The organism is Paraburkholderia phymatum STM815, from assembly GCF_000020045.1.
Classification (GTDB): domain Bacteria; phylum Pseudomonadota; class Gammaproteobacteria; order Burkholderiales; family Burkholderiaceae; genus Paraburkholderia; species Paraburkholderia phymatum.
Genome location: NC_010625.1, coordinates 59,524 through 84,579, shown reverse-complemented (window position 1 = coordinate 84,579; position 25,056 = coordinate 59,524). Strand labels below are relative to the sequence as shown.

22 protein-coding genes are annotated in these 25,056 nt (G+C 60.9%); 15 read left to right on the top strand and 7 right to left on the bottom strand.

Annotation, left to right across the window (positions count from 1 at the left end; translation table 11 throughout):
* The first annotated feature begins 49 nt into the window (after positions 1 to 49).
* The 6 genes from BPHY_RS28115 (at position 50) to BPHY_RS38850 (ending at position 7,947) form a co-directional block, all read left to right on the top strand.
* On the top strand, positions 50 to 742 hold the full coding sequence (locus BPHY_RS28115; protein ID WP_012404848.1) for a phosphatase PAP2 family protein: 693 nt from the start codon (positions 50 to 52) through the stop codon (positions 740 to 742).
* A gap of 45 nt (positions 743 to 787) precedes the next feature.
* Entirely contained in the window at positions 788 to 2,071 is a 1,284-nt protein-coding gene (locus BPHY_RS28110) for a cystathionine gamma-synthase family protein (RefSeq protein ID WP_012404847.1), read from the top strand.
* A 464-nt stretch (positions 2,072 to 2,535) separates the two neighbouring features.
* Entirely contained in the window at positions 2,536 to 4,854 is a 2,319-nt protein-coding gene (locus BPHY_RS28105) for a sigma-54 interaction domain-containing protein (RefSeq protein WP_012404846.1), read from the top strand.
* The gene (locus BPHY_RS28100; RefSeq protein WP_012404845.1) at positions 4,844 to 6,061 is read left to right on the top strand and encodes a DUF917 domain-containing protein; all 1,218 of its coding nucleotides are present in this window, start codon (positions 4,844 to 4,846) and stop codon (positions 6,059 to 6,061) included. Before BPHY_RS28105 ends, BPHY_RS28100 begins: the two co-directional genes overlap by 11 nt.
* Positions 6,058 to 6,801, top strand: coding sequence for an aspartate/glutamate racemase family protein (locus BPHY_RS28095; protein ID WP_012404844.1), 744 nt, complete (start codon positions 6,058 to 6,060; stop codon positions 6,799 to 6,801). Before BPHY_RS28100 ends, BPHY_RS28095 begins: the two co-directional genes overlap by 4 nt.
* A 630-nt stretch (positions 6,802 to 7,431) precedes the next feature.
* A complete protein-coding gene (locus BPHY_RS38850) occupies positions 7,432 to 7,947 on the top strand; it encodes a helix-turn-helix transcriptional regulator (RefSeq protein WP_012404843.1) in 516 nt (171 codons plus the stop codon).
* 27 nt (positions 7,948 to 7,974) lie between these two features.
* Here BPHY_RS38850 and BPHY_RS28075 read toward each other — a convergent pair whose 3' ends face one another.
* Positions 7,975 to 8,427, bottom strand: a complete 453-nt coding sequence (locus tag BPHY_RS28075; RefSeq protein ID WP_052306232.1) for a CBS domain-containing protein — start codon at positions 8,425 to 8,427, stop codon at positions 7,975 to 7,977.
* Between the two features lie 202 nt (positions 8,428 to 8,629).
* Here BPHY_RS28075 and BPHY_RS28070 point away from each other — a divergent pair, with 202 nt between their 5' ends.
* Positions 8,630 to 9,127, top strand: a complete 498-nt coding sequence (locus tag BPHY_RS28070; protein ID WP_012404841.1) for an acyl-CoA thioesterase — start codon at positions 8,630 to 8,632, stop codon at positions 9,125 to 9,127.
* Here BPHY_RS28070 and BPHY_RS28065 read toward each other — a convergent pair.
* The 3 genes from BPHY_RS28065 to BPHY_RS28060 form a co-directional block, all read right to left on the bottom strand.
* On the bottom strand, positions 9,124 to 10,581 hold the full coding sequence (locus tag BPHY_RS28065) for a sensor histidine kinase (protein WP_012404840.1): 1,458 nt from the start codon (positions 10,579 to 10,581) through the stop codon (positions 9,124 to 9,126). The genes BPHY_RS28070 and BPHY_RS28065 overlap by 4 nt on opposite strands.
* A gap of 420 nt (positions 10,582 to 11,001) precedes the next feature.
* A complete protein-coding gene (locus BPHY_RS41985; protein WP_157686826.1) occupies positions 11,002 to 11,148 on the bottom strand; it encodes a substrate-binding domain-containing protein in 147 nt (48 codons plus the stop codon).
* A gap of 202 nt (positions 11,149 to 11,350) precedes the next feature.
* Positions 11,351 to 13,609 (bottom strand): glycoside hydrolase family protein, encoded by a 2,259-nt coding sequence (locus BPHY_RS28060; protein WP_041765565.1) that lies wholly within the window; start codon positions 13,607 to 13,609, stop codon positions 11,351 to 11,353.
* Between the two features lie 1,096 nt (positions 13,610 to 14,705).
* Here BPHY_RS28060 and BPHY_RS28055 point away from each other — a divergent pair.
* The 3 genes from BPHY_RS28055 to BPHY_RS28045 all read left to right on the top strand — a co-directional run bounded on the left by BPHY_RS28055 (position 14,706) and on the right by BPHY_RS28045 (position 16,951).
* Complete coding sequence (locus BPHY_RS28055; protein WP_012404838.1) at positions 14,706 to 15,272, top strand: TetR/AcrR family transcriptional regulator; 567 nt, start codon at positions 14,706 to 14,708, stop codon at positions 15,270 to 15,272.
* A gap of 193 nt (positions 15,273 to 15,465) precedes the next feature.
* Positions 15,466 to 15,891, top strand: a complete 426-nt coding sequence (locus tag BPHY_RS28050) for an organic hydroperoxide resistance protein (protein WP_012404837.1) — start codon at positions 15,466 to 15,468, stop codon at positions 15,889 to 15,891.
* A gap of 31 nt (positions 15,892 to 15,922) precedes the next feature.
* Positions 15,923 to 16,951 (top strand): alpha/beta hydrolase, encoded by a 1,029-nt coding sequence (locus BPHY_RS28045; RefSeq protein ID WP_012404836.1) that lies wholly within the window; start codon positions 15,923 to 15,925, stop codon positions 16,949 to 16,951.
* Positions 16,952 to 17,006: 55 nt separating this feature from the next.
* On the opposite strand, the gene BPHY_RS28040 is transcribed toward BPHY_RS28045, so the two are convergent.
* Together BPHY_RS28040 and BPHY_RS28035 are read right to left on the bottom strand one after the other, a co-directional pair.
* Positions 17,007 to 17,729 carry a haloacid dehalogenase type II gene (locus BPHY_RS28040; RefSeq protein ID WP_012404835.1) on the bottom strand — a complete coding sequence of 241 codons (723 nt, stop codon included), beginning with the start codon at positions 17,727 to 17,729 and terminating at the stop codon, positions 17,007 to 17,009.
* Positions 17,730 to 17,755: 26 nt separating this feature from the next.
* A complete protein-coding gene (locus BPHY_RS28035; protein ID WP_012404834.1) occupies positions 17,756 to 19,054 on the bottom strand; it encodes an L-fuconate dehydratase in 1,299 nt (432 codons plus the stop codon).
* 150 nt (positions 19,055 to 19,204) lie between these two features.
* Between BPHY_RS28035 and BPHY_RS28030 the strand changes: the two genes are divergently transcribed.
* The 4 genes from BPHY_RS28030 (at position 19,205) to BPHY_RS28015 (ending at position 23,618) form a co-directional block, all read left to right on the top strand.
* Positions 19,205 to 19,966, top strand: a complete 762-nt coding sequence (locus BPHY_RS28030) for a GntR family transcriptional regulator (RefSeq protein WP_012404833.1) — start codon at positions 19,205 to 19,207, stop codon at positions 19,964 to 19,966.
* 47 nt (positions 19,967 to 20,013) lie between these two features.
* Complete coding sequence (locus BPHY_RS28025) at positions 20,014 to 21,525, top strand: sugar ABC transporter ATP-binding protein (protein ID WP_012404832.1); 1,512 nt, start codon at positions 20,014 to 20,016, stop codon at positions 21,523 to 21,525.
* Between the two features lie 19 nt (positions 21,526 to 21,544).
* Positions 21,545 to 22,570 (top strand): ABC transporter permease, encoded by a 1,026-nt coding sequence (locus BPHY_RS28020; protein ID WP_012404831.1) that lies wholly within the window; start codon positions 21,545 to 21,547, stop codon positions 22,568 to 22,570.
* 106 nt (positions 22,571 to 22,676) lie between these two features.
* A complete protein-coding gene (locus BPHY_RS28015; protein WP_012404830.1) occupies positions 22,677 to 23,618 on the top strand; it encodes an ABC transporter substrate-binding protein in 942 nt (313 codons plus the stop codon).
* Positions 23,619 to 23,686: 68 nt separating this feature from the next.
* Here BPHY_RS28015 and BPHY_RS28010 read toward each other — a convergent pair whose 3' ends face one another.
* Complete coding sequence (locus tag BPHY_RS28010) at positions 23,687 to 24,652, bottom strand: GlxA family transcriptional regulator (RefSeq protein WP_012404829.1); 966 nt, start codon at positions 24,650 to 24,652, stop codon at positions 23,687 to 23,689.
* 109 nt (positions 24,653 to 24,761) lie between these two features.
* Between BPHY_RS28010 and BPHY_RS28005 the strand changes: the two genes are divergently transcribed.
* A complete protein-coding gene (locus BPHY_RS28005) occupies positions 24,762 to 25,055 on the top strand; it encodes a hypothetical protein (RefSeq protein WP_012404828.1) in 294 nt (97 codons plus the stop codon).
* Position 25,056: the final 1 nt, after the last annotated feature.

Genomic DNA, 25,056 nt, shown 5'->3' with positions numbered 1-25,056 from the left:
CTGCCTGCCGTTATTCGTCATTGCTCTTGATCCGCTGGTAGTGAAATACATGCCTAACTTCGATGTAACAATTGAAACCTATCTGACGCAAATTCATCTCGGCCCTTTGCCGAACCTCGTCATGAGAGCCCTCACGGACATGTACACGTTCCGGGGACTCGTGCTTATCCCTATCTTATGGTGGATCTGGTTTCAACCCGGTGAACGTCGGAACTGGAAGCGCGAAGTGGTTATTGCAACTGTCGTCAGTGGCCTGCTGGCGCTGTTCGCAGGGCGAGTGCTTGCAGACCTTCTGCCGTTCAGGGTGCGCCCCATTTACGACCCTGATTTGCATCTGCATTTCGCGAGCAGTTCTTTGGGCGATGCGAAACTGTCGAGCTGGAGTTCGTTCCCGAGCGATCACGCAATGCTGTGGATGGCCGTGGCCACGGGCATTTTCATTGTCTCGCGCCTGACAGGGATCGCGGTTATTGCCTACACCGCAGTGTTTATATGTTTTCCGCGCGCTTATCTCGGCTTTCACCACCCCACGGATCTGCTCGCGGGTGCGGCGATCGGTATTGCCACCACCTATCTGATGACTCGCGCGCCGATTCGAGCGCGTTATGCCGCGCCGTCGTTGCACTGGATGGAACGATATCCGGGACCGGCTTCCGTGTTCGCGTTTGTTGTGTGCTTCGAACTTGTTACGCAATTCGATGAAGTTCGCAGGCTTGCAAGTGCCGCTTCCAAAGCGCTTTAGCGGGTGCGTTGATCATGTGTTGGTATGGCTTGCATGGAGTGAACGATGTCCTACGGCAGCTATCACAAGCGCAAAATCGCAGGCCGCGACCTGCACCCCGAAACCCAGATGATGTCCTATGGCTACGATCCTTTCCTGTCCGAAGGATCGGTCAAGGCTCCCGTCTTCTTGACATCGACGTTCGCATTTCGCACCGCCGAAGACGGCGCTGAGTTCTTCGACAGGGTATCGGGCCGCAAGCCGCTGCCCGAAGGGGAAAGCGCGGGCCTGGTGTATAGCCGCTTCAATCATCCGAATCTGGAGATAGTCGAAGATCGGCTCGCGCTGCTCGACGATTCGGAAGCGGCCGTCGTGACATCGAGTGGAATGGCCGCAATAGCGGCAATTCTGCTGACCTTCTTGCGGCCCGGCGACTGTGTGGTGCAATCGGCGCCGCTGTACGGAGGAACCGAAACGCTGGTTTCGAAGTTCTTGCCCGAATGGGGCATCGCGTCCGAGGTAATCGAGGACGGTCTGTCGATCGCCGCAATTCGCAACGCACTCGAAGCGGCCGCCCAACGAGGCAAGGTGCGCATGTGCTATGTCGAGACGCCGGCCAACCCCACTAACGCGCTATTCGATCTCGAAGGCCTGCGGCAGGAGATCGACGCATTCGAAACACGTCATGGATACAGGCCGCTTTCCGTGTGCGACAACACGTTGCTCGGTCCGTTGTTTCAGAAGCCCGTGAATCATGGCATCGACCTGAGCGTGTATTCGCTCACGAAGTACATCGGCGGACACAGCGATCTGGTCGCGGGTGGCGTCACGGGCAATCAAGGGTTGATCACCAGGGTGCGAGCCATTCGAAGCATGTTCGGCTCGCAACTGGATCCGCATTCCTGCTGGATGATCACACGCTCGATGGAAACACTCGTGCTACGCATGCAACACGCCGCACGCAGCGGCGCCACCGTCGCGCGCTGGCTCGCGAGCAATCCGTTCAAGCCCGTGAAGGTACTGCACCCGGAACTGACCAACGACCCCGCGTACCGGGCCGTGTATCGGCGGCAATGCAGCGGTCCCGGTTCGACGTTCGCTTTCGTGCTGGACGGCGGCCGCGCACAGGCATTCCGGTTCATCGATCGGTTGACGCTTTTCAAGTCGGCCGTGAGTCTGGGCGGGACGGAATCGCTAATCTGCCATCCCGCTTCGACTACCCATTCGGGTGTGCCCGCTGAAGTCCGGCTAGCCGCAGGCGTTTCAGAGGGCTTGATACGCGCGTCGGTTGGCCTGGAACATCCCGACGATCTCATTGCCGACCTGTCGAATGCGCTCGAACACTGCTGACGCAATAAGCAGGTACATGCGCGCAAGCGCCTTATGTCAGAACGCCGTGCGTATGCCAACTATCACACTTCGGCCACCTTCGTGCGCGCATAACCGGTCCGCCGGTTCGTCAGGTTGTCACGACGAGTTCAAACAACCGTTCCCCTCCCTCCCTGATGCCGGCGCTATAACATAGCATTCGATGCGCAAAGGGACCGCTGCGCGAAATTGATCGAAACATCTGGTCCGCTGAAGCGAATGCAAGTCGCTAAAGCAGCGTCGATGAAATGCCGTTATCGCCGGTAGTGACGTCGCCTGTGACTTCGCACACAACGTCAGGCGCGACGTTTTATTTCAAGGACCAAGTCGGCGACAACCCGTCATACTTCAGCTTTTGCCGCGGACAGCCCCTGCCGTCATCACGGAATGGCGCGGGCGCATGCCGCGTGCCGCCACGCGCGGGTCTATCGGGAGCCCACTTTGCAATGAGTTCGACCCCAGCCATTCCGTTCGCCCAAAACAAACCGAATCCCGGCGCGTTCATCGGCGCCGCACCCGCGTTCCGTCAACTGGTCCGTCTGATCGACCGCGTCGCGCCCACCGATCACGCATTGCTCATCTTCGGCCCGACGGGTTCGGGCAAGGAACTCGTCGCCCGCCGCGTGCACCTGCGCAGCCTGCGTCACGACCAGCCATTCGTCGACGTGAATTGCGGCGCGATTCCCGAGCATCTCGTCGAAGCCGAACTGTTCGGCCACGTGAAAGGCGCCTTCACGGGCGCCGCTGAGAATCGCCAGGGACTTTTCCAGCAGGTCGGCAAAGGCACGCTTCTGCTCGATGAAATCGGCGAACTGCCGCTCGCGCTGCAACCGAAGCTGTTGCGCGTGCTCGAAACCCGCACCTTCCGTCCGATCGGGTCGTCGACCAATCTGCGTTTCGAAGGACGCGTCGTCGCATCGACGCACCGCGATCTGCGCGAACTGTCGCGCGAAGGCCGGTTCCGCGAGGACCTCTTCTATCGGCTCGCAGTCTTCGTACTCGCCGTGCCCGGACTGGAGCAGCGCGCCGAAGACATCCCCGCGCTCGTCGCGCATTTTGCTTCGTTGCAGCCACGCAGCCTGGAGTTCTCGCCCGCCGCCATCCGACGGCTCAGCCAGCATGCGTGGCCAGGACACATCCGGCAGTTGCGCAATCTGATCAGTCAGTTGAGCGTGCTGGCCGAAAACACAATGATCGACGTCGACACGCTGGAGCCGTTTCTCGCCAACGAAGCAGCCGGCCCTGTTTCGCGCGCGAGCCTCGCGGACATGCTGCTGCAACTCGACGGACGCGACAAACTTGCCGTCGCCGAAGATCTGCTGATCGACCGCGCGCTCGAACGCTCCGCCGGCAACAAGAGCGCCGCCGCGACACTGCTGGGCGTCGGCCGCAAGACAATCGAGCGGCGTCTGAAGTCGCGCCAGGAACATCACCGCGTGGCCCACAAGTGCCTCGAACATGCGACGGCGCTTGTTGCCGAATCGCGTTTCGCGGAGGCCATTCCGCCGTTGCGCCGCTGCCTCGACGTCTTGCAGGCGAACAACGAGCAGGACTCGGTGCGCCGTCTGCAGTTCGACGCCTACCGGCTGCTCGGCATGAGCCTGCGCAGCGTGCACGGGTGGCTCTATGCCGAGGCCACCGCCTGCTACGCGGCCGCCTTGTCGATTGGCGAAGGCATTTGCGAGCCTGCCGAGATCGCCGCGATCCAGTTCGGCGTGTGGACGACGCAACTGACGACGCTGCAACTCAAGCAGGCGCGCGCGACTGCGCAGGACATGCTGCAACGGGCGCAGAACAGCGGCGACCGCGTGTCGCTCGACGAAGCCCACGTCGCGATGACCAACACGCTCTTCTGGCTCGGCGACAGCGAAGAAGCGCTGGCCTGCCTCGCACGCGGCAATCTGCTCGGCGTGGGGCGCCATGACACGCGCACCGGCTCGCAGGGCATCGACCTCGCCAGCCTCGCGCTAACGTTCGAAGGACTCGCCGCGTATCAGATCGGCGCGTTCGCGCAGGCGCGGCAAGCGATGGAGATGCTGATCGCGCGCGCATCGGAGCCCGGACCTCACGCGTTCGCACACGCCGTCAATCTGCAAGGCGCCTCGTGGCTAGCCACCCTGTTCGACGACCAGGATCGCCTCGGGCGTCTGGCGAGCGAACTCGAAACGGTGTCGATCGCGAACGGCTTCGCGTTTTACCGGGGCGTCGGACAAATCCTCCGGGCCGTGCATCTCAGCGCGCGCGGCCATTCCGACGAAGCGGAGACCATCATGCTCGATGGCTACGACAATCATGTCGTGTGCAACGGCGGCGCGCTGTTCTATTCGTTCATGGCGTGGCAGCACGGGGAATTGCTGCTGCGCGCCGGCCGCGCGCAGAACTGCAACGCGATGCTCGCCTCGGCCGTCGACGAAACGCTCGCACGTCAGGAGCGCGTGTATCTCGGCGAACTGCTCGTCACGCGGGCGCGCGCGCAATGGGCGCTCGGCGATCTGACGGCTGCCGAACAGGGACTGCGCGCCGCGCTGTCGACGGCGCTCGCGTTCGGCTCGGTGCCCGCGCGAGTGGACGCCGCGCGCTATCTCGCCACTTTGCTCCGATCGACCGGCCGCCACGCCGAAGCGATCGACACACTCGAGCGCGGACTGCGCGCGCTGCCAGCAGACCCGACACCCCGGATCGCCAGCGCTGCCGCCTTGCTCGCTGAACTCCGGCAAGAGGTTTCTCTCGACAATGACAACGAAGGAATCGCACATGGCCTATGAGATACGCCGGGAAGATCTGGAACCGCTGCTGCTCGGCGGAGCGTTTTTTGGCAGTGGAGGCGGCGGCACGATCGAATCGGCGCGGCATCTCGCTGCGCATTTCGTCGCCGGCGACTATTACCCCGCCGACACAGTGAAGGTCGTGTCCGTCGACGAAGCGACGGAAGGCGCAGCCGTCATGGTCGCGTATCTCGGCGCGCCGGAAGCGATCAATCAAGCCACTTATCCGATCGGACCTGTGACGGCCGTGCAGAACGTCGCCGCGCGGCTTGCGTCGCAATCCACGAAGCTCGCCTATGTGATGCCGCCCGAAAGCGGCGCGCTGGGCTTCACCGTGGCGGTGCTCGTCGCGGCGAAGCTCGGCCTCGCCATCATCGATGCGGACGGCGCCGGACGCGCCGTGCCGTCATTGCCGATGCTCACATTCGCTGCCGCCGAAATCGATCCACGTCCGGCGTTTCTCGTGAGCCAGGGCGGCCTGAGCGTCGAACTCGACGTCACGCCGCGTGCCGGCAGCAACGGCGGCCCGACGCATCAGCGCGACGTGTCGGCGATCGTCGAGCAGATGATGCGCCCCGTCGTCGCCGATCCGGAGTTCGGCCAGTTCGGCGGCCTCGCGATGTGGGTGATGACGCCCGCCGACATCGGCCGCGCCACGCCGATCCGCGGCACACTCACGCGCGCGCTGGAACTCGGCCGCGCCGTGCAGGCCGGCCAGATCGGCACCGTGCCGGAGATGACCCGTTATCTAAAAGAGCACTGCGGCCTGGCCGCGCGCGCGATCTCGGAACCCGGCGAACTGGTTTCGGCCGAAGTCGATACGGCGGGCGGCTTCGATGTCGGCAAGATCCGCATTCGGTCCGGGTCGCACACGTACACGGTGATCTATCAGAACGAGTCGCTGCTCGTATGGGACAGCCAGCGTGCGCATCCCGTCGTGCTGTCGCCCGACAGCGTCGCGTATTACGTCGGCGGGGAAGGCCAGTCGATCTACAGCAACGGCGACCTCGTGCAGAGCGACGGCTCGCTGAATCCTGACATCGGCAAGCGCCCCGTCACGCTGATCGCGTGGCGCGCCGAAGCCGAAATCAGCAAGCCGGGGCTGAATCTCGACAGTTTCGTGCAGTTGTTGAACTCGCTCGGCTATCTCGGACCGTACGTGCCGCTCGACAAGCTTGCGTCCATTCACCGGGGAGACGCATCTTGAACGCGCCGATTCGCATTTGCGTGCTGGTGCCCGTCGCCACGTCGCAGTACAACGACCGCATCCTGAAGGCGATCGCGCCCGTCGTGCCACCCGACGTGCAGGTCGAGATCCGCAACATCACGAACGGACATCCCGATATCGAGAACCGCACGAACTGGCTGCAGAACGGCATGCCCGTGGTCGAACTGGCGCAGTCGATCGCCGACGACGGCTTCGACGGCATCTGGCTAACCGACTTCGACATGTGCGGCGTCGAGGCCGCACGCGAGGTAATCGACATCCCGATCATCGGCGGCTTTCCCGCCTCGGCGTTCGCGGCGTTGATGCTCAGCCAGCGCTTCTCGATCGTCACGATCCTGCAAAGCACGCTCGCGATGCAGCGCGCTCATCCGCAAACCTACGGCATTCAGGACACGTTCGCGTCGATCCGCGCAATCGATTGCCCCGTCGCGCAGCTCGACAACATCGACGTGGTCGTCGTCCGCACGTTCGAGGCGGCGCTGAAGGCGATCAAGGACGACGGCGCGCAGGCAATCCTGCTCGGCTGCACGGGTTTCGTCGACGTCGCGAGCCGCGTCTCCACGCTGCTCGGCGAGGCGCTGGGCAGCTACGTGCCCGTGATCGATCCGAACCAGGCCGGCTTCAGCTTCCTCGTGTCGCTGGTGCGCATGCGCGTGCGGCCCAGCCGGCTAACGTACAGCAAAGTCAGTCTCCAGTCGCAGGCAGCGCCCGGCTGCTGATGCGCTGCTATCCGGCGCGGCTTCCCATGCCGCGCCCGCTTCGCCTCTTCGCCATCGCGCGAAACCTCCCCTCACAGAGAGTCCGTTCGCCTTCCCCGCTCGCCTCGTCGTGGACGGTTTGGACGCGTCGCCACCTCCTGAACAGTCGATCGGCCGGAATCGTCCAGCCTCCCAAAATGCATTGGTCGAAATCGTCCAACTGGATATTCCACACGTCGGCATTCGCCCGTTCAGACAACGTTCTGCTCAATGGCACGAGGCTTGCTCAAGACGTTCGGTCGATTTGTGCTGCTGGTTCAGAGAGGGCCGTGGTGCTGTGGCTGTGGCTGTGGCTGTGGCTGTGGCTGTGGCTGTGGCTGTGGCTGTGGCTGTGGCTGTGGCTGTGGCTGTGGCTGTGGCTGTTGCCGTAGACGTCGCTGTCGATGTCGATACCTGGCGACCGATTGCTTCCAGAGAGAAGCGCGTCGCTTTACCGGAAACGGCGGTGATCCTCCGGCCTTGTGCCGGGCACACCGCCGCGACCCGGCCGCTACTGTCCATTCTCCGAGGAAAGGCAGTGGCGGCCCTGTTAACGACGAGTGTGGCCGCATGGCTCGAGGCTTCCGGCCGCGCTCGCAAAGAAGACTTCGCATGGATCATTGCGCCACTACATTCGACGTTCGTTGCCTGCCGCAAGACGCAATCGGTGCTGCCTGGACGCCGGCCTACGCGAGCCGGTATCTCGCGACGCCCGGCCTGAGCGGCTTGCAGCACGACACGGCCGGTTCCGAACCGCGCGCGGTCATGGTCGATCAGGTGCTGCGCTACGTGCAGGCGCATCTGTGCGACGACGAACTCTCTCCCGAAAGCGTGCTGAGTGCGCTGCAGTTGCCGCGCTCGACGTTATACCGGCTGTTTCGGCGCGAAGGCGGACTGGGTGCCTACATCCGCCACCTCAGACTGCGCCATGCAGCCGACGACCTCGTCCGTTATCCGCACGCACTGGTGGTGGATATCGCCTTCGGACTCGGCTTCAAGAGCGCATCGGTTTTCACGCGCGCGTTCCGGCGAGTCTATGGGATGGCACCGCAGGAATACCGCGCGCTTGGCGGCGAGGGGCACGCAGCGATGCCCAGTAGTATGGCGCCGGCGCAGCAACCCGCCTGAGCGGTCGCGCGCCATTCGGCGGCGGCTCTACTGGCCGTGCCCCTCCGCCTGGGCGTCCGCCGCTCGAGCCACACCGAGCAGTTCGGAACACACCTTCAGGATATCGCGCCAGCTGACAATGCCCACGGGATGAAATTCTCCGTCGACGATGGGGATGCAAGAGATCGGGTGAGCGAGCAACAGCTGGATTGCATCCGTCACATCGGCGTCAGGGCGCAGCGTGATCGGCTTGCGGCTCATGATCTGATGCACGCGCCGGCTCAGCGTGCCGATATCGCGCTGCGTCTCCACTACGCTGTCGATGAACGGGCTGAGCGCGCGCAACAGATCGCGGTCGGACACGACGCCCTGCAATGACCTGTCTTCGACGACCAGCAGGTGGTGGAACCCCGAGTGCTCGAAAATATCCTTGACCGTTTCAAGCGTGTCGTCGAAGCCTACCGTCACGACGCGCTTCGTCATCAGATCTTCTACTTTCATCATTGAACTCCCTGTTTCTCCTGTGACGCGCGCAGCGTGGCACTGCACGCGTCATTCGAATCGGGTGCTGCCTTTCGACTTTCCCACTCCTCGTTTAACGGCAGCGATCATGGAAACTCAAACGGAGCGGTCAGAATTGGGGCGTTCCTTCATGCAGAAGGAATGCGTGGCCGCCGCTAGCGGCCATCCCAAGGAGCAATGCATGTTGACTCGCGAAGCCATCCCTCAAGTTCTGTCACGTACGTCCGCGCTGCTGTCGACGGACATGATCGAAGGATCGCCACAAAAGACGTTTCACCACGTCATCGACATTTACCTAAAGGATTCCAATGCCTTCATGAATACCTATTTCGCCCGCTATTTCGAATGGCAGGGCATCTGCCGGGAACGCTGGTTCCATGAGTGCATACACAACAATCTGCTGGCCGCAGGGGGCACCTTTGTCACGAAACGCGCACATCAGGAATACGTGCAGGAGACGTTTCCGTTCCAGCGCGTCGACTGCTACCTGAACACATTCCAGGTTCGGCAATGTTCGGCGTATCTGCTGTTCCGCTTCTGCGTCGACGGACGTCCCGTGTCGCACGGCTATCAGCAGATCCTGTTTGCAGGGATGGACAAGCGGATCCGGCGTTTTCCGGAAGGGATCATCGAGCGGGTCAAGGAATATGAAGTGATCCTGCCGCCCGTCACGAACTAGTTGATCCCGCCTTGCCCGGCGCGTGAGCGCCGGGACCGTACCGGCGGATCGTTCGCTGCGCGATCCGCCACCGAGCCTGGCTCCGGCAGCCGGAGCGTGAAAGTGGTCAGCACGCCCGGCGTCGACGTGCATGTGATCGTGCCGCCGAACGCGTCGCACACGCGCCGGCAGAACTCGAGTCCCATGCCCCCGCCCTGCCCGTGCGGCTTGGTCGAATAGAACGGATCGAAGATGTGTGGCAGCACATCGTCCGCGATACCCGGGCCGGTATCGTTGAAATGGATCACGCAAAAGCCGCCGTCGCGCCCTGCGCTAATCGTGATGGTGCCCGAGCCGCTCGCTTCGATTGCATACAACGCGTTCTTCAGCAAGGCGAACAGGACGAAGACGAACAGCGAATCCATACCGGAGAACCGCAACTGCGGATCGATGGGAATGACGGACACGCGGCCGCGCTCGCCCGGCGTGAAAGGATAGCGGTCCAGCGCGGAATCGACGCAATGCCGAACCGATTGCGGACCGAAGGCGCGGCGATCGAGCCGGTCCAGCGTAAGCGACGCCAGCGACATCTCCACGACCGTACTCGTACTGTCGATCTGCCTGCGAATCGCGCGCGTGAGCGTCGGCAGCCGCTCCGACTGGCCCGGATACAGACCGTTGACGAGCAACTGATGCCGCACCGCGAGTTGATAGCCGCGCAGGAGCTCAGGTAGCGCGTGACCGAGTTCGTCGGCATGCATGCCGATCACTTCGAGCGGCATCGCGACCTCTTGCGCGACCGTCGCGGCGAGGAAGTACTGCCGCATCAAACCGTGCCGAACGATAGTGACGGCGAGAATGCCCAGACTGATCGCGATGAAGATCACGCCGGGCGGATAAAAGACGTAGCCGTAATTGACGGCGTAGTCACCCGCCGCAACGGAATACAGACACAGGCTGACAAGACAGAGGCCGAGCAGGTGGCGGCGGTGGCGCGCACGCGCCTGACGCCGCGACACGATCAGCAGCCAGCCGCTGCGGCAGGCGAGCATCACCGTTTGCAGCACATGCACGGGATGAAGGCGCCCCGCCTTCGGATAATCGCCGAAAAAATGGCTGCCGAAACCGGCCACCACTTCGTCGCTGGTCATGAGCAGCACGGCCAGGATCACGCATAACGCATACGACGCCATCAGCAGCGGCCGCTCGTCGCGCCGTTCGGTGAGTTCGATGACGAAGTGATAGAACGAGGTCGGCAGAAACAGGATGAAGAAGTAGCCCGCCTTGACCAGCAGCCCCGCTGCTTCGGGACTCGTCGTCTGGAACAGGAACGCCCAAGCGCCCTGCCACGCAAACGTTGTCATGCACATCAGCGCAAACGGCGCGGACAAACGCGTGACGCCCTCCGTGAGCAGGACGTACACACCGAAGCCCAGGAACAGCGCGGATACGAACGCTGGCAAGGTCGAATACATGATGCCTTATATGTGTTTCGCCGCTGATTGTCCCCGGCAGGCAGAATGCGAAGCGGCGAGCGGCAGGAAGTTCGGCAGCGGGCGGACAGCCTTTCGCGCCGGATGAATCAAGCGGCTCGCGTTCGTCATCGGCACAGCGGCGTTGTTGTTCTTCGGTCGCACCGGCCATCGTGTTCGGGCCAGGCTGTCGGGCGTCTTTCGGTTGCTGCTGGTAGTGAACGCCCCCGCGGTCCCACGATTCTAGCGCAACAAAGCAACCGGATCCGCGCGCAACACCGCCCGCTTGCGTGCAGATGTGCACGCGTCTTTCGATCTTTGAGGCTCAGTGCGAAGCCGGCGTTCGAGGATCGCGCCGCAGCCTGAAGACGGCCGACCTATACGCGCTTTGAACGCGTATAGGCAGCGCGAGCGCGGCGTCGCTCAGTGCGCGATGGAATCGAGACCCGTCTTGCTGACCGTCGGTTGCGCGGCAGGCGACGCGAGGAACTGCAGCAGCGTCCGCGCCTCGTCGGGATGCTTCGAGCCGACGCGAATGCCCGCTGCTTGCTCGGCCTTGTTTGACGACACGCATCACGGCCTTCATTCGCTCATCGAACGGACAAGCAGACCGTCCGCCTGCAACTTTGCGCCTGAAATGAAAATGCGCCATCCCTCTTCGACGCCGTTGTACGCGAGTACAACGGATCGTCGGTAAAGGAATGGCGCATGAGTGCGTCTGATGCAGCGCCCATAACCGACGATGGTTACGGGCGCTTACCGCATTGAACGCTTACTGCCCCGTGTAGCCGACGGGCACGGTCGAATTGTTCTTCGCGACCGTAGCGTTATTCGACACGATGTACTGCGGCACTTCCGTCAGTGTCAGCGACACCTGTCCGTTCGAGTACGCAACCGTGCTGACGTTGCCGTAGCCGTCGATCTTCGTCACGTTGCCCGATGTGCCCGGGTTGTCCACCTGCAGCGAATACGCCTGCGAGTACGTCTGGCTATACGTGCCGTTGACGGGCCACTGGGCATTGCTGTGCGTCCATGCTGCCGTCACGACCTTGCCGTTGCCCAGTTGCTGGAAGGCGAAGGCGAAGACACCCGACGGCGATCCGTTGACGCGGCCCAGCGTGTTCGTACCGTCGAGCACACGCGTCATCGTTGCGAACGCCATCGCTTCAGGCTTCGGCGACAGGTTCGATGCACCGAACGAGCCTTGCGCGTTGTTCAGGTCGAAGAACGAGCCATAACCCACTTCGCCCGGATAGTCGGGGCCATAGAACAGCGTCGTCATTTGCGCACCGCTTCCCAGCGTAATGATGTGCGAGCGGACGCCGACTGCAGCATGTGCGAACAACTGGTTCTGCGACGGCACGGTCGGACCGTAGGCGAGACCCGGGTCGTAGCTCGTGCCCGCTTCCGTGAAGAACAGCTTCATGTTCGGCTTGCCGGCCTGCATCACCTGGCGCAGCTGTGCGATCTGGTTGTCGAGCGCGTTGGCCTGGTTGGCTGCGCTCGGGTCCGAATCGTACTGCTCAGGCGGATGCGCCGGGTACGTGCCTGCATTCCAGTAGCCGTGCGTCGACACTGCGTCGATGTAATTCCACAGGCCGAGCGCGCCGAACTTCTTCAGATAGCCCGCCGTGCAGGTATCGCAGTTCGCGGCGAACGGGTTGCCCGTGCCCATCACGATCGCGTTCGGGTCCGTCGAATGGATGCCCTGATACGCGGCCTTGTACATTGCGACGAAGTTGGCATCGCTATCGGCCCATCCGAGGCTCGGCTCCCACGTGACCTGATAGTAGTTCTTCTGCTGGTTCGGGTAATTCGCCGCGCGGATCAGGCTCGTATCCGTGCCGACCTTCGCCATGAAGTTCTGGAACTCGTTGAGATCCTTCGGTGCGTAGTAGCTGTCGGTGAACTGGCCCGTCTTCGAGTTCCATGCGGGAATGCCGTCGAGACGCACGATTCGCATCTGGTCCGGATTCGCCTTATAGAACGGATCGAGGTCGCTCACGTTCGGCGTATACGTATTCGGGCCGTTCGGCTCCATCACCGACTGCTGCCGATCGTCGATGGTCCACGTGATGCCGAGCGCGTGCAGCGCGGCGATATTGCCATTGAAGCCCTGCATGCCGAAGCGATGCTGGTCCTGATGCGCATACGTTACCGTGCCAAGCGCAGATGTCAGGTTCGGCAGCACGCCGAACGTCGCGATACCCGTCGGACGCGTGCCGCGATTCGGCAGCGTGCCGCCATTGGCGCGCAGCGTGGCCGTGATCGCGCCATAGCCCGACCACGTCGACGTGCACGAAATCGTGTTGGTCTGGACGCCCGCGCTTACCGGGAAGCTACCCTGCGTCTTGATCGAGCCATTCGAATCGGCGATCGACCAGACCACGGTGTCCGCGTTCGGCGCATTGGTCGTGACCGTCACGTTGAACGGCGTGTTGTTCTGGAACACGCGCAGACCGTCGGTGGTCGGCGTGTCGGCCGTGATCAGACCGCTCGCCGTGCCGCCCGCTTTTTGCGTCGGCGCTCCGCACGACAGCGTCGAACCGGCCGACGGCGACGGCGCGGGTGACGGGGTAGGCGTCGGCGTCGGCGTCGGGGTAGGCGTAGGCGTAGGGGTAGGCGTCGGGGTAGGGGTAGGCGTGGGCGTGGGCGTGGGCGTGGGCGTGGGCGTCGGCGTCGGCGTCGGCGTCGGCGTGGGCGTAGGCGTCGCCGCTACCGCACGCACCCAGCATGCCTTTCCATAGCCATAAGCGGGATCGACCTGCGAAACCGCGCCCACATAGCACCCCACGCCGTTTGTAAACGTGCTCGGCGCAGTCAGCATCACCGACGGCGCGTCAGGCGGCACAGCGCCAAAGACCACGGAGCCCGTGCCAAGGAACGAGCAATTGCCGTTTTCCTTGCCACACAGCGTGTATGACTGTCCTGCGACAGTGATCGACGTTGCCTGAGCATGCGCCTGTTGCGCACCGAACGACGTCAGCACGGTTGCCGATGCAACCCCCACTACTTTCCAATATTTCATCATAGTCCGTTGATCTCGCTGAAAAACCGTCTTCCCCGAAAGGTGTCCAGCAAGATCGTTCACAAATCGTCCCGCTGTGGCGTTATCGAATACAACCCGCGTTATGTATTTATTACGGATTACTTACTATTGAATAGGCATATGAGCAGAGCATTGACTCATGCAATCTCGCATGCGCTTGCCAGGAACATGCGGGAGCCTCCCGCTCGCGGGAGGGGTCCGCATGTATCTGGCGTTGGATCGGATGTTCGCGTCGCCTGAGTGGCGCAAACCTCCTGCAGATGAGGAGTCCTTAACGCGCACTCAACCCGCTTGCGATTTTTGACAGCAGCATGCCGGCGCGAACCCTTCGGGTTCGACGAATCGATGCACATCCATGAATCAGGCGCACGCCGGCTTGGCTATTGCCCGGTCAGCAACGACCCAGGGCCGCCCAACGCACGCCCGAAAAAGACGAAACGGCAACCTGCTATAGCAACCACTACAGGTACTATTTACTGCGACTCGTACCCCAACAAGTACTAATTACAGAAAATTTCTAAGCAGACGAATTATAAACGTTTCAACCGTGCAACGTTGTCCGTAAAAATCAGAAAAGGCGATGTCGCCGGTAAAATCGGGAAATTTTTGGGATATGGTTCCACGAAGCAGTGTCGTTGAGAAAGATTCACCATGCCGCATGTAGAAATAGTAATTTCATGATCGATATGGTTATTTTTTTGGTGTTTTTCATCAGACGAATGACAAAATTTATGCGTTTCCGCTTTGTAGTGAAGGATTAATTTTAATATCCGGGATTACCATTACGCGGAATATCGGTCGATTATGAAAACCGCGAACGATTTACAAAGCGGCGCCCACACCAACGCTCGTCGTCCTTTTTGGATTAATCGGCAAGTTCACCCCGTTCGACGAAAATCGAAAAAGCCGGGCGCGATTATCCACCGCCAAAGCGCCATACGGTGGTCGGCGTGCCGCGCAAGCTGCGCGCGCTTCATCATGCAGGCTCGCGCGTCCCAGCAGCGAGGACGCACGATCGCTCGACACATACCGAAAAAAGTACTTGACTGTCTATCTAGTAGTAGATAAAGTTCGACACATGGAACCGACAAACACCGTCCGCGATCAGATTCTTGAGCACGCCATCACGTTGATGATGCTGCGCGGCTACAACGGCTTTAGCTATCGCGACTTGTCAGAACTGGTCGGCGTGAAAACTTCAAGCATCCACTACTATTTCCCGTCGAAAGACGATCTGGTGCTCGAAGCCGTCAACCAGTACAGCAACGAGATACTCGGTACGTTGAGTTCCATCGACGCTTCTCTTCCTGCCGATCAAAAACTCGGCAAGTACACGAAGCTATTCGGCAGAACGTTAGGCGACGGCGACCAGATCTGCCTGTGTGGCATGCTCGCCGCCGATATCGAGGCGTTGCCCGATAACGTGCGGGCAGCCGTGCAGGCGTTCTTCAAGGCCAACGAAAGCTGGCTCGCCAAGGTGCTGGCGCAAGGCGTCAAGGAACGCACGTTGCATGTCAACGGCAAGCCTGAAAATGCAGCGCGTGCGCTGTATGCCGCGTATCAGGGCAGCGTGCTGGCCAGCCGTCTGTTCAAGACGAAAGCACGCCTTGAAGACGTCGAGGTGTCATGGAAGGTTTCGAAGTAGCGGCACGTGGGGACGGTTGTTATCCCACTGACTTTCGCTGGGCCATGTTGTCTATCTTCTAGTAGATACGGAAAGAAGTACCAGGATGTCGATGTAGTGCGAAGGTTTGCACACTGTTATCTATCTATCAGTAGATAGCAACGCAAAACCGTATTGCAGGTTAATTCAATCATTGCTTGTCAGGAGTCACATCATGTCGATCGAAAAAGTTCTGTACCGCGCTCACGCTCACGCCACAGGAGGCCGCGACGGACGCGCCGTCGTACCCGAGGGCAAGCTCGACTTCAAGCTGGTTACGCCGCGTGAACTCGGCGGCGCGGGCGGCGAAGGGGCGAACCCGGAGCAGTTGTTCGCGGCCGGCTACAGCGCGTGTTTTCTCGGCGCGATGAAGTTCGTCGCGGCACGCGACAAGACACCGATCCCCGCGGACGTGTCCGTCGACGGCAGTGTTGGCATCGGTGCAATTCCAAACGGCTTTGGCATTGAAGTGGAACTGAAGATTTCGCTGCCGGGCATGCCCCACGACGCCGCGCAGGCGCTTATCGACAAGGCACACATCGTGTGCCCGTACTCGAATGCAACGCGCGGCAACATTGACGTCACTTTGACACTGGTTTGAAACAACATCGATCGAACACTGGAGCAATGAAATGAAAGCCCTCAAGCCCCTCGTCCTCGCTGCCGTTCTTGCTGCGAATGCCGTGATCGCTTCCGCTGCCACGCCCGCCGCGCAACCGGCGCCGGATCGTGTCACCACCGGCTTCCTGAAGGCGCTCAACAGCGGCACGGGTCCCGCACTCAATACCTTGCCGCCCGCGAAGGCGCGGCAAGTGCTGGTCGACGCGCAAAACAGCGTAAAAGTCGATCTCTCGGGCATCGACGTTTCGAACCGCACGATCGAGCAGGACGGAATCAGCGTGCCAGTGACCATCGTGCGTCCACAAGGCGCAACGGGCACGCTGCCCGTGTTCATGTTCTTCCACGGCGGCGGCTGGATTCTCGGCGACTTTCAGACACACGAACGGCTCGTGCGCGATCTTGTGGTGCAGTCCGGCGCAGTGGCCGTGTTCGTGAACTACACGCCCTCACCCGAAGCGCGCTATCCCGTCGCCATCAATCAGGCATATGCGGCGACGAAATGGGTTGCCGGGCACGGCAATGAGATCGGCGTGGACGGCAGCCGCCTCGCGGTGGTCGGCAATAGCGTGGGCGGCAACATGGCGGCCGTCGTCAGCCTGATGGCGAAGGACAAGCAGGGTCCGCAAATCCGGTTCCAGGGGCTGATGTGGCCGGTCACCGATACGAATTTCAACGACGGCTCGTATCTCGCGTATCGGGACAAGCATTTCCTGACTCGTGCGATGATGCAGTGGTTCTGGGATGCCTACACGCAAGACCCTTCGCAGCGTGCCCAGATTTACGCATCGCCACTACGCGCTTCTGAGGAAGAACTGAAGGGTCTGCCGCCCGCACTGATTCAGGTTGCGCAATTCGACGTGCTGCGTGACGAAGGTGAAGCGTATGGTCAAAAGCTCGATGCAGCGGGCAACGAAGTCACGACGACGCGCTATAACGGCACGATCCATGATTTCGGTCTGCTCAACGCGCTGGCTGCCGATACGCCGACGCGAGCCGCGACGAAGCAGCTCGCGATCGAAATCAAAACGCGCCTGAAATAAGCGGTAGTAAAGGTACAAGGCATGACGGCACAATTGCCGTCATGCCTTTCCAAGGTCATACGCCAAGCTGTTTCGCGAGATCTATGAGATCTTGCGCGACCCAATCCCAGTTTCCCTCCGGTTTCAAATCCGTTGCTTGCATCGCGCCGTGTTCATGCGGACGCGGGATAAAGGCCGTTCTCAATCCACACTTCTGCGCCGCTGCAAGATCGCTGTTGTGCGCGGCGACCATGCAGACCTGACCCGGCAACAGCATCAGCACATCGACTGTGCGCAAATACGCTTCGTGTGCCGGCTTGTATGCTTGCGCAACTTCAGCGCCGAGGATGGCGTCCCACGGCAAGCCGCCATGTTTCGCCATATCGATCATCAGCCTGACGTTGCCATTCGACAGCGGTGCGATGATGTAGCGCGACTTGAGCCGCGTGAGTCCTTCGACGGTATCTGGCCACGGGTCCAGCCTATGCCACGCCTGGTTGAGCGCGTCGAGTTCCGCGGCGGGCACCTTTGTATGATCGAGTCCCCATTCGCTCGCGATTTGGTCGAGGTTCTCCCGATGCAGCACGTCGAGCTTCATGAAAGGGCGCTCGCCGCTGCGCACTTTTTCCATCGCCGGTTGATAACGCGCACGCCATGCATCCGCAAATACGTCGGCTTCCTGCGCGGTGCGTCCATGTCTTTGCAGGAAAGCGGCGGCTTCACGCGCGACGCCGCTTCGCCAGTCAACCAGGGTGCCGAAAACATCGAACACCAATGCTTTAACGTCTGATGTATTCATGAGTCGAGTCCGTTACGTTGCCGGCTTCAAGGCTGCCATGCCTCGCCTTCAGGGTAGACGTGCATGTTCAGCGAATCCGCCTTCATCTCGATGCTATAGCCCGGCTTTTGCGGCGGCATATAACGGCCATGACGAATGACGACAGGATCGACGAAATGCTCGTGCAGATGGTCGACATATTCGAGCACGCGATTTTCCAGCGACGCCGACACACAGATATAGTCGAACAGCGAAATGTGCTGGACGTACTCGCACAATCCGACGCCGCCCGCATGCGGACACACCGGCACACCGAATTTTGCGGCCATCAGCAGCACGACGATCACCTCGTTCAAACCACCAAGGCGACAGCTGTCGACCTGACAAAAATCGATCGCCTGTGCCTGCAACAGCTGCTTGAACATCACGCGGTTATGGCAGTGCTCGCCTGTCGCGACACCGATCGATCCGAGCCGCTCGCGTATGGCTGCATGACCGAGAATATCGTCGGGACTGGTGGGCTCTTCTATCCACCACGGATCGAATTCCGCCAGTCGCCGCATGTTCGCGACGGCTTCGTCGACGTCCCACACCTGGTTGGCGTCCATCATCAGCTTGAGGTTCTCGCCGATTTCTTCACGCAAGATGCGCGCGCGCCGCACGTCTTCTTCCAGATTGCCGCCGACCTTCTGCTTGAAATGCGTCCACCCCTGCGCGACGCCTTCTCGTGCAAGCCGGCGAATCTTGTCGTCGTCGTAACCGAGCCAGCCGGCAGATGTCGTATAAGCCGGATAGCCCTTCGCCAGCATTTCCTTTTCGCGCTCGCCTTTGGTTCTTGCATGGCGGTGCAGCATCGCTAACGCTTCGTAAGGCGTGATTGCATCTGTCACGTAGCGAAAGTCGAGACAGCGCACGAGTTCTTCCGGACTCATATCGACGAGCAGCTTCCATACAGCCTTGCCGGCGGATTTCGCCCACAGGTCCCACACGGCATTCACGACGGCAGCAGTGGCGAGATGAATCGCGCCCTTGTCGGGACCGATCCAGCGCAACTGGCTGTCTGATGTGAAGGAGCGCCAGAATGCGCCCATATCTGCCGCGATATCTTCGAGCTTCTTGCCGACGATGAGTGGCGCCAGCGCGTTCACTGCCGCCACACAGATTTCATTGCCGCGCCCGATCGTAAAAGTCAGGCCGTGACCAACGAGCTCTCGCGGCGAATCGGTTTCGAGCGTGACGTAAGTGGCGGAATAGTCCGGCGCGGCATTCATTGCGTCGGAGCCATCGAGAGAACGAGAGGTGGGAAAACGAATGTCGCGAACGGACAGCCTCGTGATCGTGGTCATCTGTACACCTCCAGGGATGGCGATCGACATTGACCTGCTTTGCGAAGACAAACCGCTTGGTGTGCTCGATACGGGTATGCCCAGGTGACGGCTATTGGGCTAAGTACCAGGCGTTAGCACGCGTTGACAACGCTCAATCCGCTTCCTAGCATGCTAGCATGTCTTCTGGAAATCGGGCGCGCCGTGAGCTCTTCGTCAGATGTAGCGAATGCCGCGAGCAATCCGTATGTCGCACTGCAAAAGGTCAAGGACGGCGAACGCGGCAGCCTGACCGACGCGGTGGAACAGGCGCTGAGAGAAGCGATCGTGACATTGGTGCTGGAACCCGGAATGATGATCGACAAGCTGGCCGTATGCGAGCGCATGGGCGTTTCGCGCTTTCCGGTTTCTGCCGCATTGGCGAGACTCGAACATGCCGGCCTCGTCGAAGTTCTCCCGCAACGCGGCACGCGGGTTAAACCCATCGCACTTCACGACATACGTCAGCATCTGTTCATACGCAGCGCGCTAGAAGTCGAAACCGTCCGCGCAGTCGCGCTGATGCGTGACAACGCGACCATCGACTCACTCGCGGCCAATCTCAAAGACCAGCGCAGCGTATTCGAAGACGGCAACCGTCTCGCGTTCCATGTACTCGATCTGGCTTTTCATGAAATCATGCTCGATGCGGTGAATTTGCCGCGTGTGAAAGAAATCGTTGCGGTGTCGCGCAATGCGCTCGACCGCGCAAGGCAATTGCTGGCGAGTCCCGAACGGCTCGTGCATACGTTAGACGAACACGAGCGCATCTTCGCGGCGATACGCGCCGGGAACGCCGATACCGCCGCAAAAGCCATGCACGATCATCTCGACGAGGTAGTCGCCGAACTGCACCGGTCCGCCAAAGAACGGCCGGATATTTTTGCACCATAAGGGGCTGGGGCAATGTCTCTGGCGATTCCCTGCACGACCGCTATGCCATGACACCGCTTATTTCCGTCAACCGCCTCAGCAAGAGCTTTCCCGGCGTGAGGGCACTGCACGAGGTGCAGTTCGAACTCATGGCGGGCGAAGTACACGCGCTGATGGGCGAAAACGGCGCAGGCAAGTCGACGCTGATGAAGATCCTTGCGGGCGTCTATATGCGCGATTCAGGCGAGATTCTCTACGACGGCAAGCCCGTGGAGTTCACCACCCCGCGCGAAGCGCAGGCGCTGGGTATCGGCATCATTCATCAGGAACTTCAATTGATGAATCATCTGACCGTCGCGCAGAATATGTTCATCGGTCGCGAACCGCGCGGGCGTCTCGGTCTGTTTCTGGACGAGGACAAACTCAATGCTCAGGCGCGCGACATCCTCGCGCGCATGCATGTGAATCTCGATCCGCGCACGGTTGTCGGCTCGCTCACGGTCGCCAGCCAGCAAATGGTTGAGATCGCCAAGGCACTGTCGTTCGACTCGCGCGTACTGATCATGGATGAGCCGACCTCCGCGCTGAATGACGCGGAGATCGCCGAGCTTTTTCGCATCATCCGGCAACTGAAGGAACGCGGGGTCGGCATCATCTACATCTCGCACAAGATGGATGAACTCAAGCAGATTTCAGACCGCGTCACCGTGCTGCGCGACGGCGAATATGTCGCCACTGTCGGGACACCGGAAAGCAGCGTGCCCGCGATCATCGGCATGATGGTCGGACGAAAACTCGCCGACGTCGAGCCTCATCAGAATGCTCACACGGCAGGCGAAGTCGCGCTGGAAGTGAAGAACCTGAACGCCGGACCGCTCGTTAGAAATGTGAGCTTCACGCTGCGCAAAGGCGAAATCTTGGGCTTCGCGGGTCTGATGGGCGCGGGCCGCACGGAAGTCGCACGCGCCGTGTTCGGTGCGGATCCCATCGAGTCCGGCGAGATCTTCGTAAAGGGTGCCAAGGCGCAGATCAAGCGGCCCAGCGACGCGGTCGCGAACAGCATCGGCTATTTGTCCGAAGACCGCAAACGCTTCGGCCTGGCGACGGGCATGGATGTCGAATCGAACATCGTGATGTCCGACCTCGGCAAGTTCCTGTCGTTGAATATCTTTCTTCGCCGCATGCAGATACGCAAGCGCGCTTCGCATTTCATTAATCTTCTCGCAATCCGCACGCCTTCACCGACGCAGCCAGTGCGGCTCCTGTCAGGCGGCAACCAGCAGAAGATCGTCATCGCAAAGTGGCTGGAGCGCGATTGCGACGTACTGTTCTTCGACGAGCCGACGCGCGGCATCGATGTCAGCGCGAAAAGCGAAATCTACAAGCTGTTGCGCGCGCTCGCTGCGCAGGGCAAGGCGATCGTGATGATTTCGTCGGAGTTACCGGAAATCCTGCGCATGAGCGACCGTATCGTGGTGATGTGCGAAGGCCGTATCACTGGCGAACTCTCCGCCGGCGACGCGACGCAGGAGCGCATCATGCACCTCGCAACACAGCGTGAATCCCTGAAAGCGGCATAAGCCACTCGAGGTCAGAGCAATGACACTGCAATCGGATACTGCGGCGCTCTCCAACGAACGACGTACGTCGGGCTTCAGAGCCCGGCTCTTTTCGCCGACGGCTTTGCAAAAGCTGCTTGCGTTTACGAGCCTGATTCTGCTGCTGGTCTTCTTCAGCTTTGCATCGCCCGCGTTCATGCAGATGGACAACATCCTCGGCATATTGCAGGCGACAGCCGTCAATGGCGTGCTCGCGATTGCGAGTACTTTCGTCATCATCACAGGCGGCATCGATCTTTCAGTCGGTACGTTGATGACGTTTACCGCCGTAATTTGCGGTGTTTTTCTCACCTACTGGCATCTGCCGATGTGGATCGGCGTGGTCGCCGCGATCGCAACAGGCGCGCTGTGCGGCACGATATCGGGTACGTTGACGGCGAAAATGAAGATCCCGCCGTTCATTGCGACGCTGGGCATGATGCTGCTGCTCAAAGGGCTTTCGCTCGTCGTGTCCGTCGACAAGCCCATCTACTTCACGGATACCGAGAACTTCTACATGATCTCCCAGGACTCGCTGATCGCGTACTTCCTGCCGAGCGTGCCCGTGCCGAACGCAGTGTTGATTCTGTTCGTGCTCGCCATCGCCAGTTCGATCACGCTCAATCGGACGGCCCTTGGACGCTACACGTTCGCGCTCGGCAGCAATGAAGAAGCCGTGCGGCTATCGGGCGTGAATGTCGACCGCTGGAAAATCGCGATTTACGGCCTGGGCGGCGCGATTTGCGGCGTTGCCGGTTTGCTGATTGCGTCGCGTCTGAATTCGGCGCAGCCGGCGCTCGGCCAGGGCTATGAGCTCGAAGCGATAGCCGCTGTCGTGATCGGCGGCACGTCGCTCAGCGGCGGCTCGGGCACGATACTCGGCACGATCATCGGCGCGTTCATCATGAGCGTGCTGACCAACGGGCTGCGCATCATGTCGGTCGCACAGGAATGGCAGATCGTGGTGACAGGTCTCATCATCATTCTTGCCGTGTACGCCGACATCTTGCGGCGCAAGAAGCGTTGAGTGTCATCGCGGGCGTAGAACATCAAAGAAAGGAGAGTCAAGCAGGTAAGGCAAGGCTCTCTCAACGGCTGGAGGTCGATAGCCCACCCTAAGGAGGAGAAACCTCATGTTTAAAAGAAGACTAATCGGTATCGCGATCGGTGTCGGGGCGCTCGCTGGCGCAAGCAGTCTGACGTACGCGGAAGAGCCCTACATTCCGCTCATTTCGAAAGGCTTCCAGCATCAGTTCTGGCAAGCCGTCAAATCGGGCGCGGAGCAATCCGCAAAGGAGCACAACGTCCGCATCACGTTCGAAGGGCCTGAAACGGAGGCAATGGTCGACAAGCAGATCGACATGCTGTCGGCCGCGCTCGCCAAGAAGCCACAGGCACTCGGCATCGCCGCGCTCGACAGCAAGGCGGCCATTCCGCTGCTCAAGCGCGCGCAGTCCAGCAAGATTCCCGTCATCGCGTTCGACTCGGGCGTCGACAGTGATATTCCGCTAACTACGTGCGCGACCGACAACCTTGCGGCTGCCGCACTGGCCGCCGACAAGATGGCGGGGATGATCGGCGATTCCGGCGAAGTCGGCGTCATCGTGCACGACCAGACGAGCCGCACGGGGATCGACCGGCGCGACGGCTTCGTGAACGAAATGAAGTCGAAGCATCCGAACGTCAAGATCGTTTCCGTGCAATATGGCGGCGGCGACCACTTGAAGTCAGCGGAAATCGCCAAGGCGATGATTCAGGCCAATCCGAAAATCAAGGGCATTTTCGGCGCCAACGAAGGGTCCGCGGAAGGCGCGGCAATCGGCATCAAGGAATCGGGCAAGAAGCTCGTGCTGATCGGCTATGACTCCGGCAAGGAACAAAAAGAAGACATCATGTCCGGCCTGATGGCGGGCGCAATCACGCAAAATCCGGTCGGCATCGGCAAATGCGTCGTCGATTCCGCCGTGAAGGCGCTGAAAGGCGAGAAGCTGTCGAAGAAAGTCGATACCGGCTTTTACTGGTACGACAAGTCGAACATGAACGATCCGAAGATCTCTGCCGTGCTCTACGACTAAACAGCAGGCGACGAAGGGGGAAGTGCGCAATGCTTCCTCTTTCATCGCGCATCGCCAGGATCTTTTGACTAGCGCAAATCTGCGCGCAGTTCCCTCACGCCCCGCCCCAGTCGTTGACGCAGCAGCGCTCGCAGCGTCGCGCCGTCGACATACCCCACTTCGGCCGCAATCGCTTCGAGATCGAGCCCGCTGCCATGCAGCAGCGATTGCGCACGCTCGACGCGCAGGTCCTGAAAGTATGCGAGCGGCGATTTCCCGAGCACTTCCTGGCAGCGGCGCTGCAGCGTGCGTGCGCTGGTCGCCAGTGCGTTGGCCGCTTGCTGCAGCGAGAAGCCTTCTTTCAGGTGATCGCGCGCCCACCGCTCGAAACGCTGCATTAGCGGGTCCGCTTGCGCCAGATGATTGGGAATGATGTACGGCGCCTGCAGCGAACGGATATCGGCTAGCAAGTAGCGCGACACCAGCGTGGCCAGTTCCGGACTTGCCCTGCGGATGAGCCAAAGAGCCAGATCGAGATGGCCCATCGCCGCGCCCGCCGTTACACCGATGTCGGACGCGATCAGCATGCGCGATTCGTCGAGCGAGACCTTCGGATAACGTTGTCTGAAGAGCGGTGCGAGGGACCACGTCGACGTCGCCTCCCGATGATCGAGCAGACCCGCTTCTGCAACGAGGAAAGTCCCGATGCACGATGCTGCGATCAACGCGCCTTCGGCGCGCCACGTCTGCAATTGCGCCGTGGCCTGCTTCACGTCAGCGCGCGCGAGGGCGGGAATCAGCAGGTCGGGGGTCGTCGCGCCGAGCGCGGGCACGATCACCCAATCCGGCTTCAGGTCGGGCGTGATCGCCTGCACGGGGATCGCGAAGCCGTGTCCAGAGCGCACGCGCTTGCGCACGCCGACCACGGTCACGTCAAAGCGCGGTGTGACGCCCGGTAGCCGGGCCGCGAGCTTGTTCGCGGCGCCCAGCGAGTCGAGCGTGACGGCGAGCCCTGTATCGAACAGTCCATCGAGCGCGAGCACGGCGATGCGCATGGCGTAAATGACCTCAAAGTTGTCATATACGACGATACAGGTTTTCTCGCCTTCGGACTACATTGCTCTGCGTCGCGCAACATCGCGCGCCACCCATTAGGAGAGGTTCATGAAAGTCATCGCTATCGCTTCGATCGCCCGGCCGCTCACGCCCGAGCAGCGCCAGCACATCATGCCTAACGAGGTCCCCGCCACGCTCAAGCTGTATCTCGACGGCAAGATCGAACAGTTCTGGTATCGGCAGGATGCGCCAGGCGTAATCTTTCTGATGAACGTCGAGTCCGTGGACGAAGCGCAAGCAGCCGTTCATGCGCTGCCGCTCGCCGTGGGCGGTTTTGCGACGTATCAGTTCATTCCCGTGGGTCCGCTGGCGCCGCTGGGTCTGCTGATTCAGAACCGGTAAG

Excerpts from the sequence above, each read along its gene's own strand:
- BPHY_RS28020 (WP_012404831.1), top strand. The coding sequence starts at position 21,545 with ATGACACTGCAATCGGATACTGCGGCGCTCTCCAACGAACGACGTACG.
- BPHY_RS28030 (WP_012404833.1), top strand. The coding sequence starts at position 19,205 with ATGCTAGCATGTCTTCTGGAAATCGGGCGCGCCGTGAGCTCTTCGTCA.
- BPHY_RS28070 (WP_012404841.1), top strand. The coding sequence starts at position 8,630 with ATGTTGACTCGCGAAGCCATCCCTCAAGTTCTGTCACGTACGTCCGCG.
- BPHY_RS28075 (WP_052306232.1), bottom strand. The coding sequence starts at position 8,427 with ATGAAAGTAGAAGATCTGATGACGAAGCGCGTCGTGACGGTAGGCTTC.
- BPHY_RS28050 (WP_012404837.1), top strand. The coding sequence starts at position 15,466 with ATGTCGATCGAAAAAGTTCTGTACCGCGCTCACGCTCACGCCACAGGA.
- BPHY_RS28045 (WP_012404836.1), top strand. The coding sequence starts at position 15,923 with ATGAAAGCCCTCAAGCCCCTCGTCCTCGCTGCCGTTCTTGCTGCGAAT.
- BPHY_RS38850 (WP_012404843.1), top strand. The coding sequence starts at position 7,432 with ATGGATCATTGCGCCACTACATTCGACGTTCGTTGCCTGCCGCAAGAC.
- BPHY_RS28060 (WP_041765565.1), bottom strand. The coding sequence starts at position 13,609 with ATGATGAAATATTGGAAAGTAGTGGGGGTTGCATCGGCAACCGTGCTG.
- BPHY_RS28115 (WP_012404848.1), top strand. The coding sequence starts at position 50 with ATGCCTAACTTCGATGTAACAATTGAAACCTATCTGACGCAAATTCAT.
- BPHY_RS28110 (WP_012404847.1), top strand. The coding sequence starts at position 788 with ATGTCCTACGGCAGCTATCACAAGCGCAAAATCGCAGGCCGCGACCTG.
- BPHY_RS28105 (WP_012404846.1), top strand. The coding sequence starts at position 2,536 with ATGAGTTCGACCCCAGCCATTCCGTTCGCCCAAAACAAACCGAATCCC.
- BPHY_RS28015 (WP_012404830.1), top strand. The coding sequence starts at position 22,677 with ATGTTTAAAAGAAGACTAATCGGTATCGCGATCGGTGTCGGGGCGCTC.
- BPHY_RS28010 (WP_012404829.1), bottom strand. The coding sequence starts at position 24,652 with ATGCGCATCGCCGTGCTCGCGCTCGATGGACTGTTCGATACAGGGCTC.
- BPHY_RS28005 (WP_012404828.1), top strand. The coding sequence starts at position 24,762 with ATGAAAGTCATCGCTATCGCTTCGATCGCCCGGCCGCTCACGCCCGAG.
- BPHY_RS28040 (WP_012404835.1), bottom strand. The coding sequence starts at position 17,729 with ATGAATACATCAGACGTTAAAGCATTGGTGTTCGATGTTTTCGGCACC.
- BPHY_RS28035 (WP_012404834.1), bottom strand. The coding sequence starts at position 19,054 with ATGACCACGATCACGAGGCTGTCCGTTCGCGACATTCGTTTTCCCACC.
- BPHY_RS28055 (WP_012404838.1), top strand. The coding sequence starts at position 14,706 with ATGGAACCGACAAACACCGTCCGCGATCAGATTCTTGAGCACGCCATC.
- BPHY_RS28025 (WP_012404832.1), top strand. The coding sequence starts at position 20,014 with ATGACACCGCTTATTTCCGTCAACCGCCTCAGCAAGAGCTTTCCCGGC.
- BPHY_RS28100 (WP_012404845.1), top strand. The coding sequence starts at position 4,844 with ATGGCCTATGAGATACGCCGGGAAGATCTGGAACCGCTGCTGCTCGGC.
- BPHY_RS28065 (WP_012404840.1), bottom strand. The coding sequence starts at position 10,581 with ATGTATTCGACCTTGCCAGCGTTCGTATCCGCGCTGTTCCTGGGCTTC.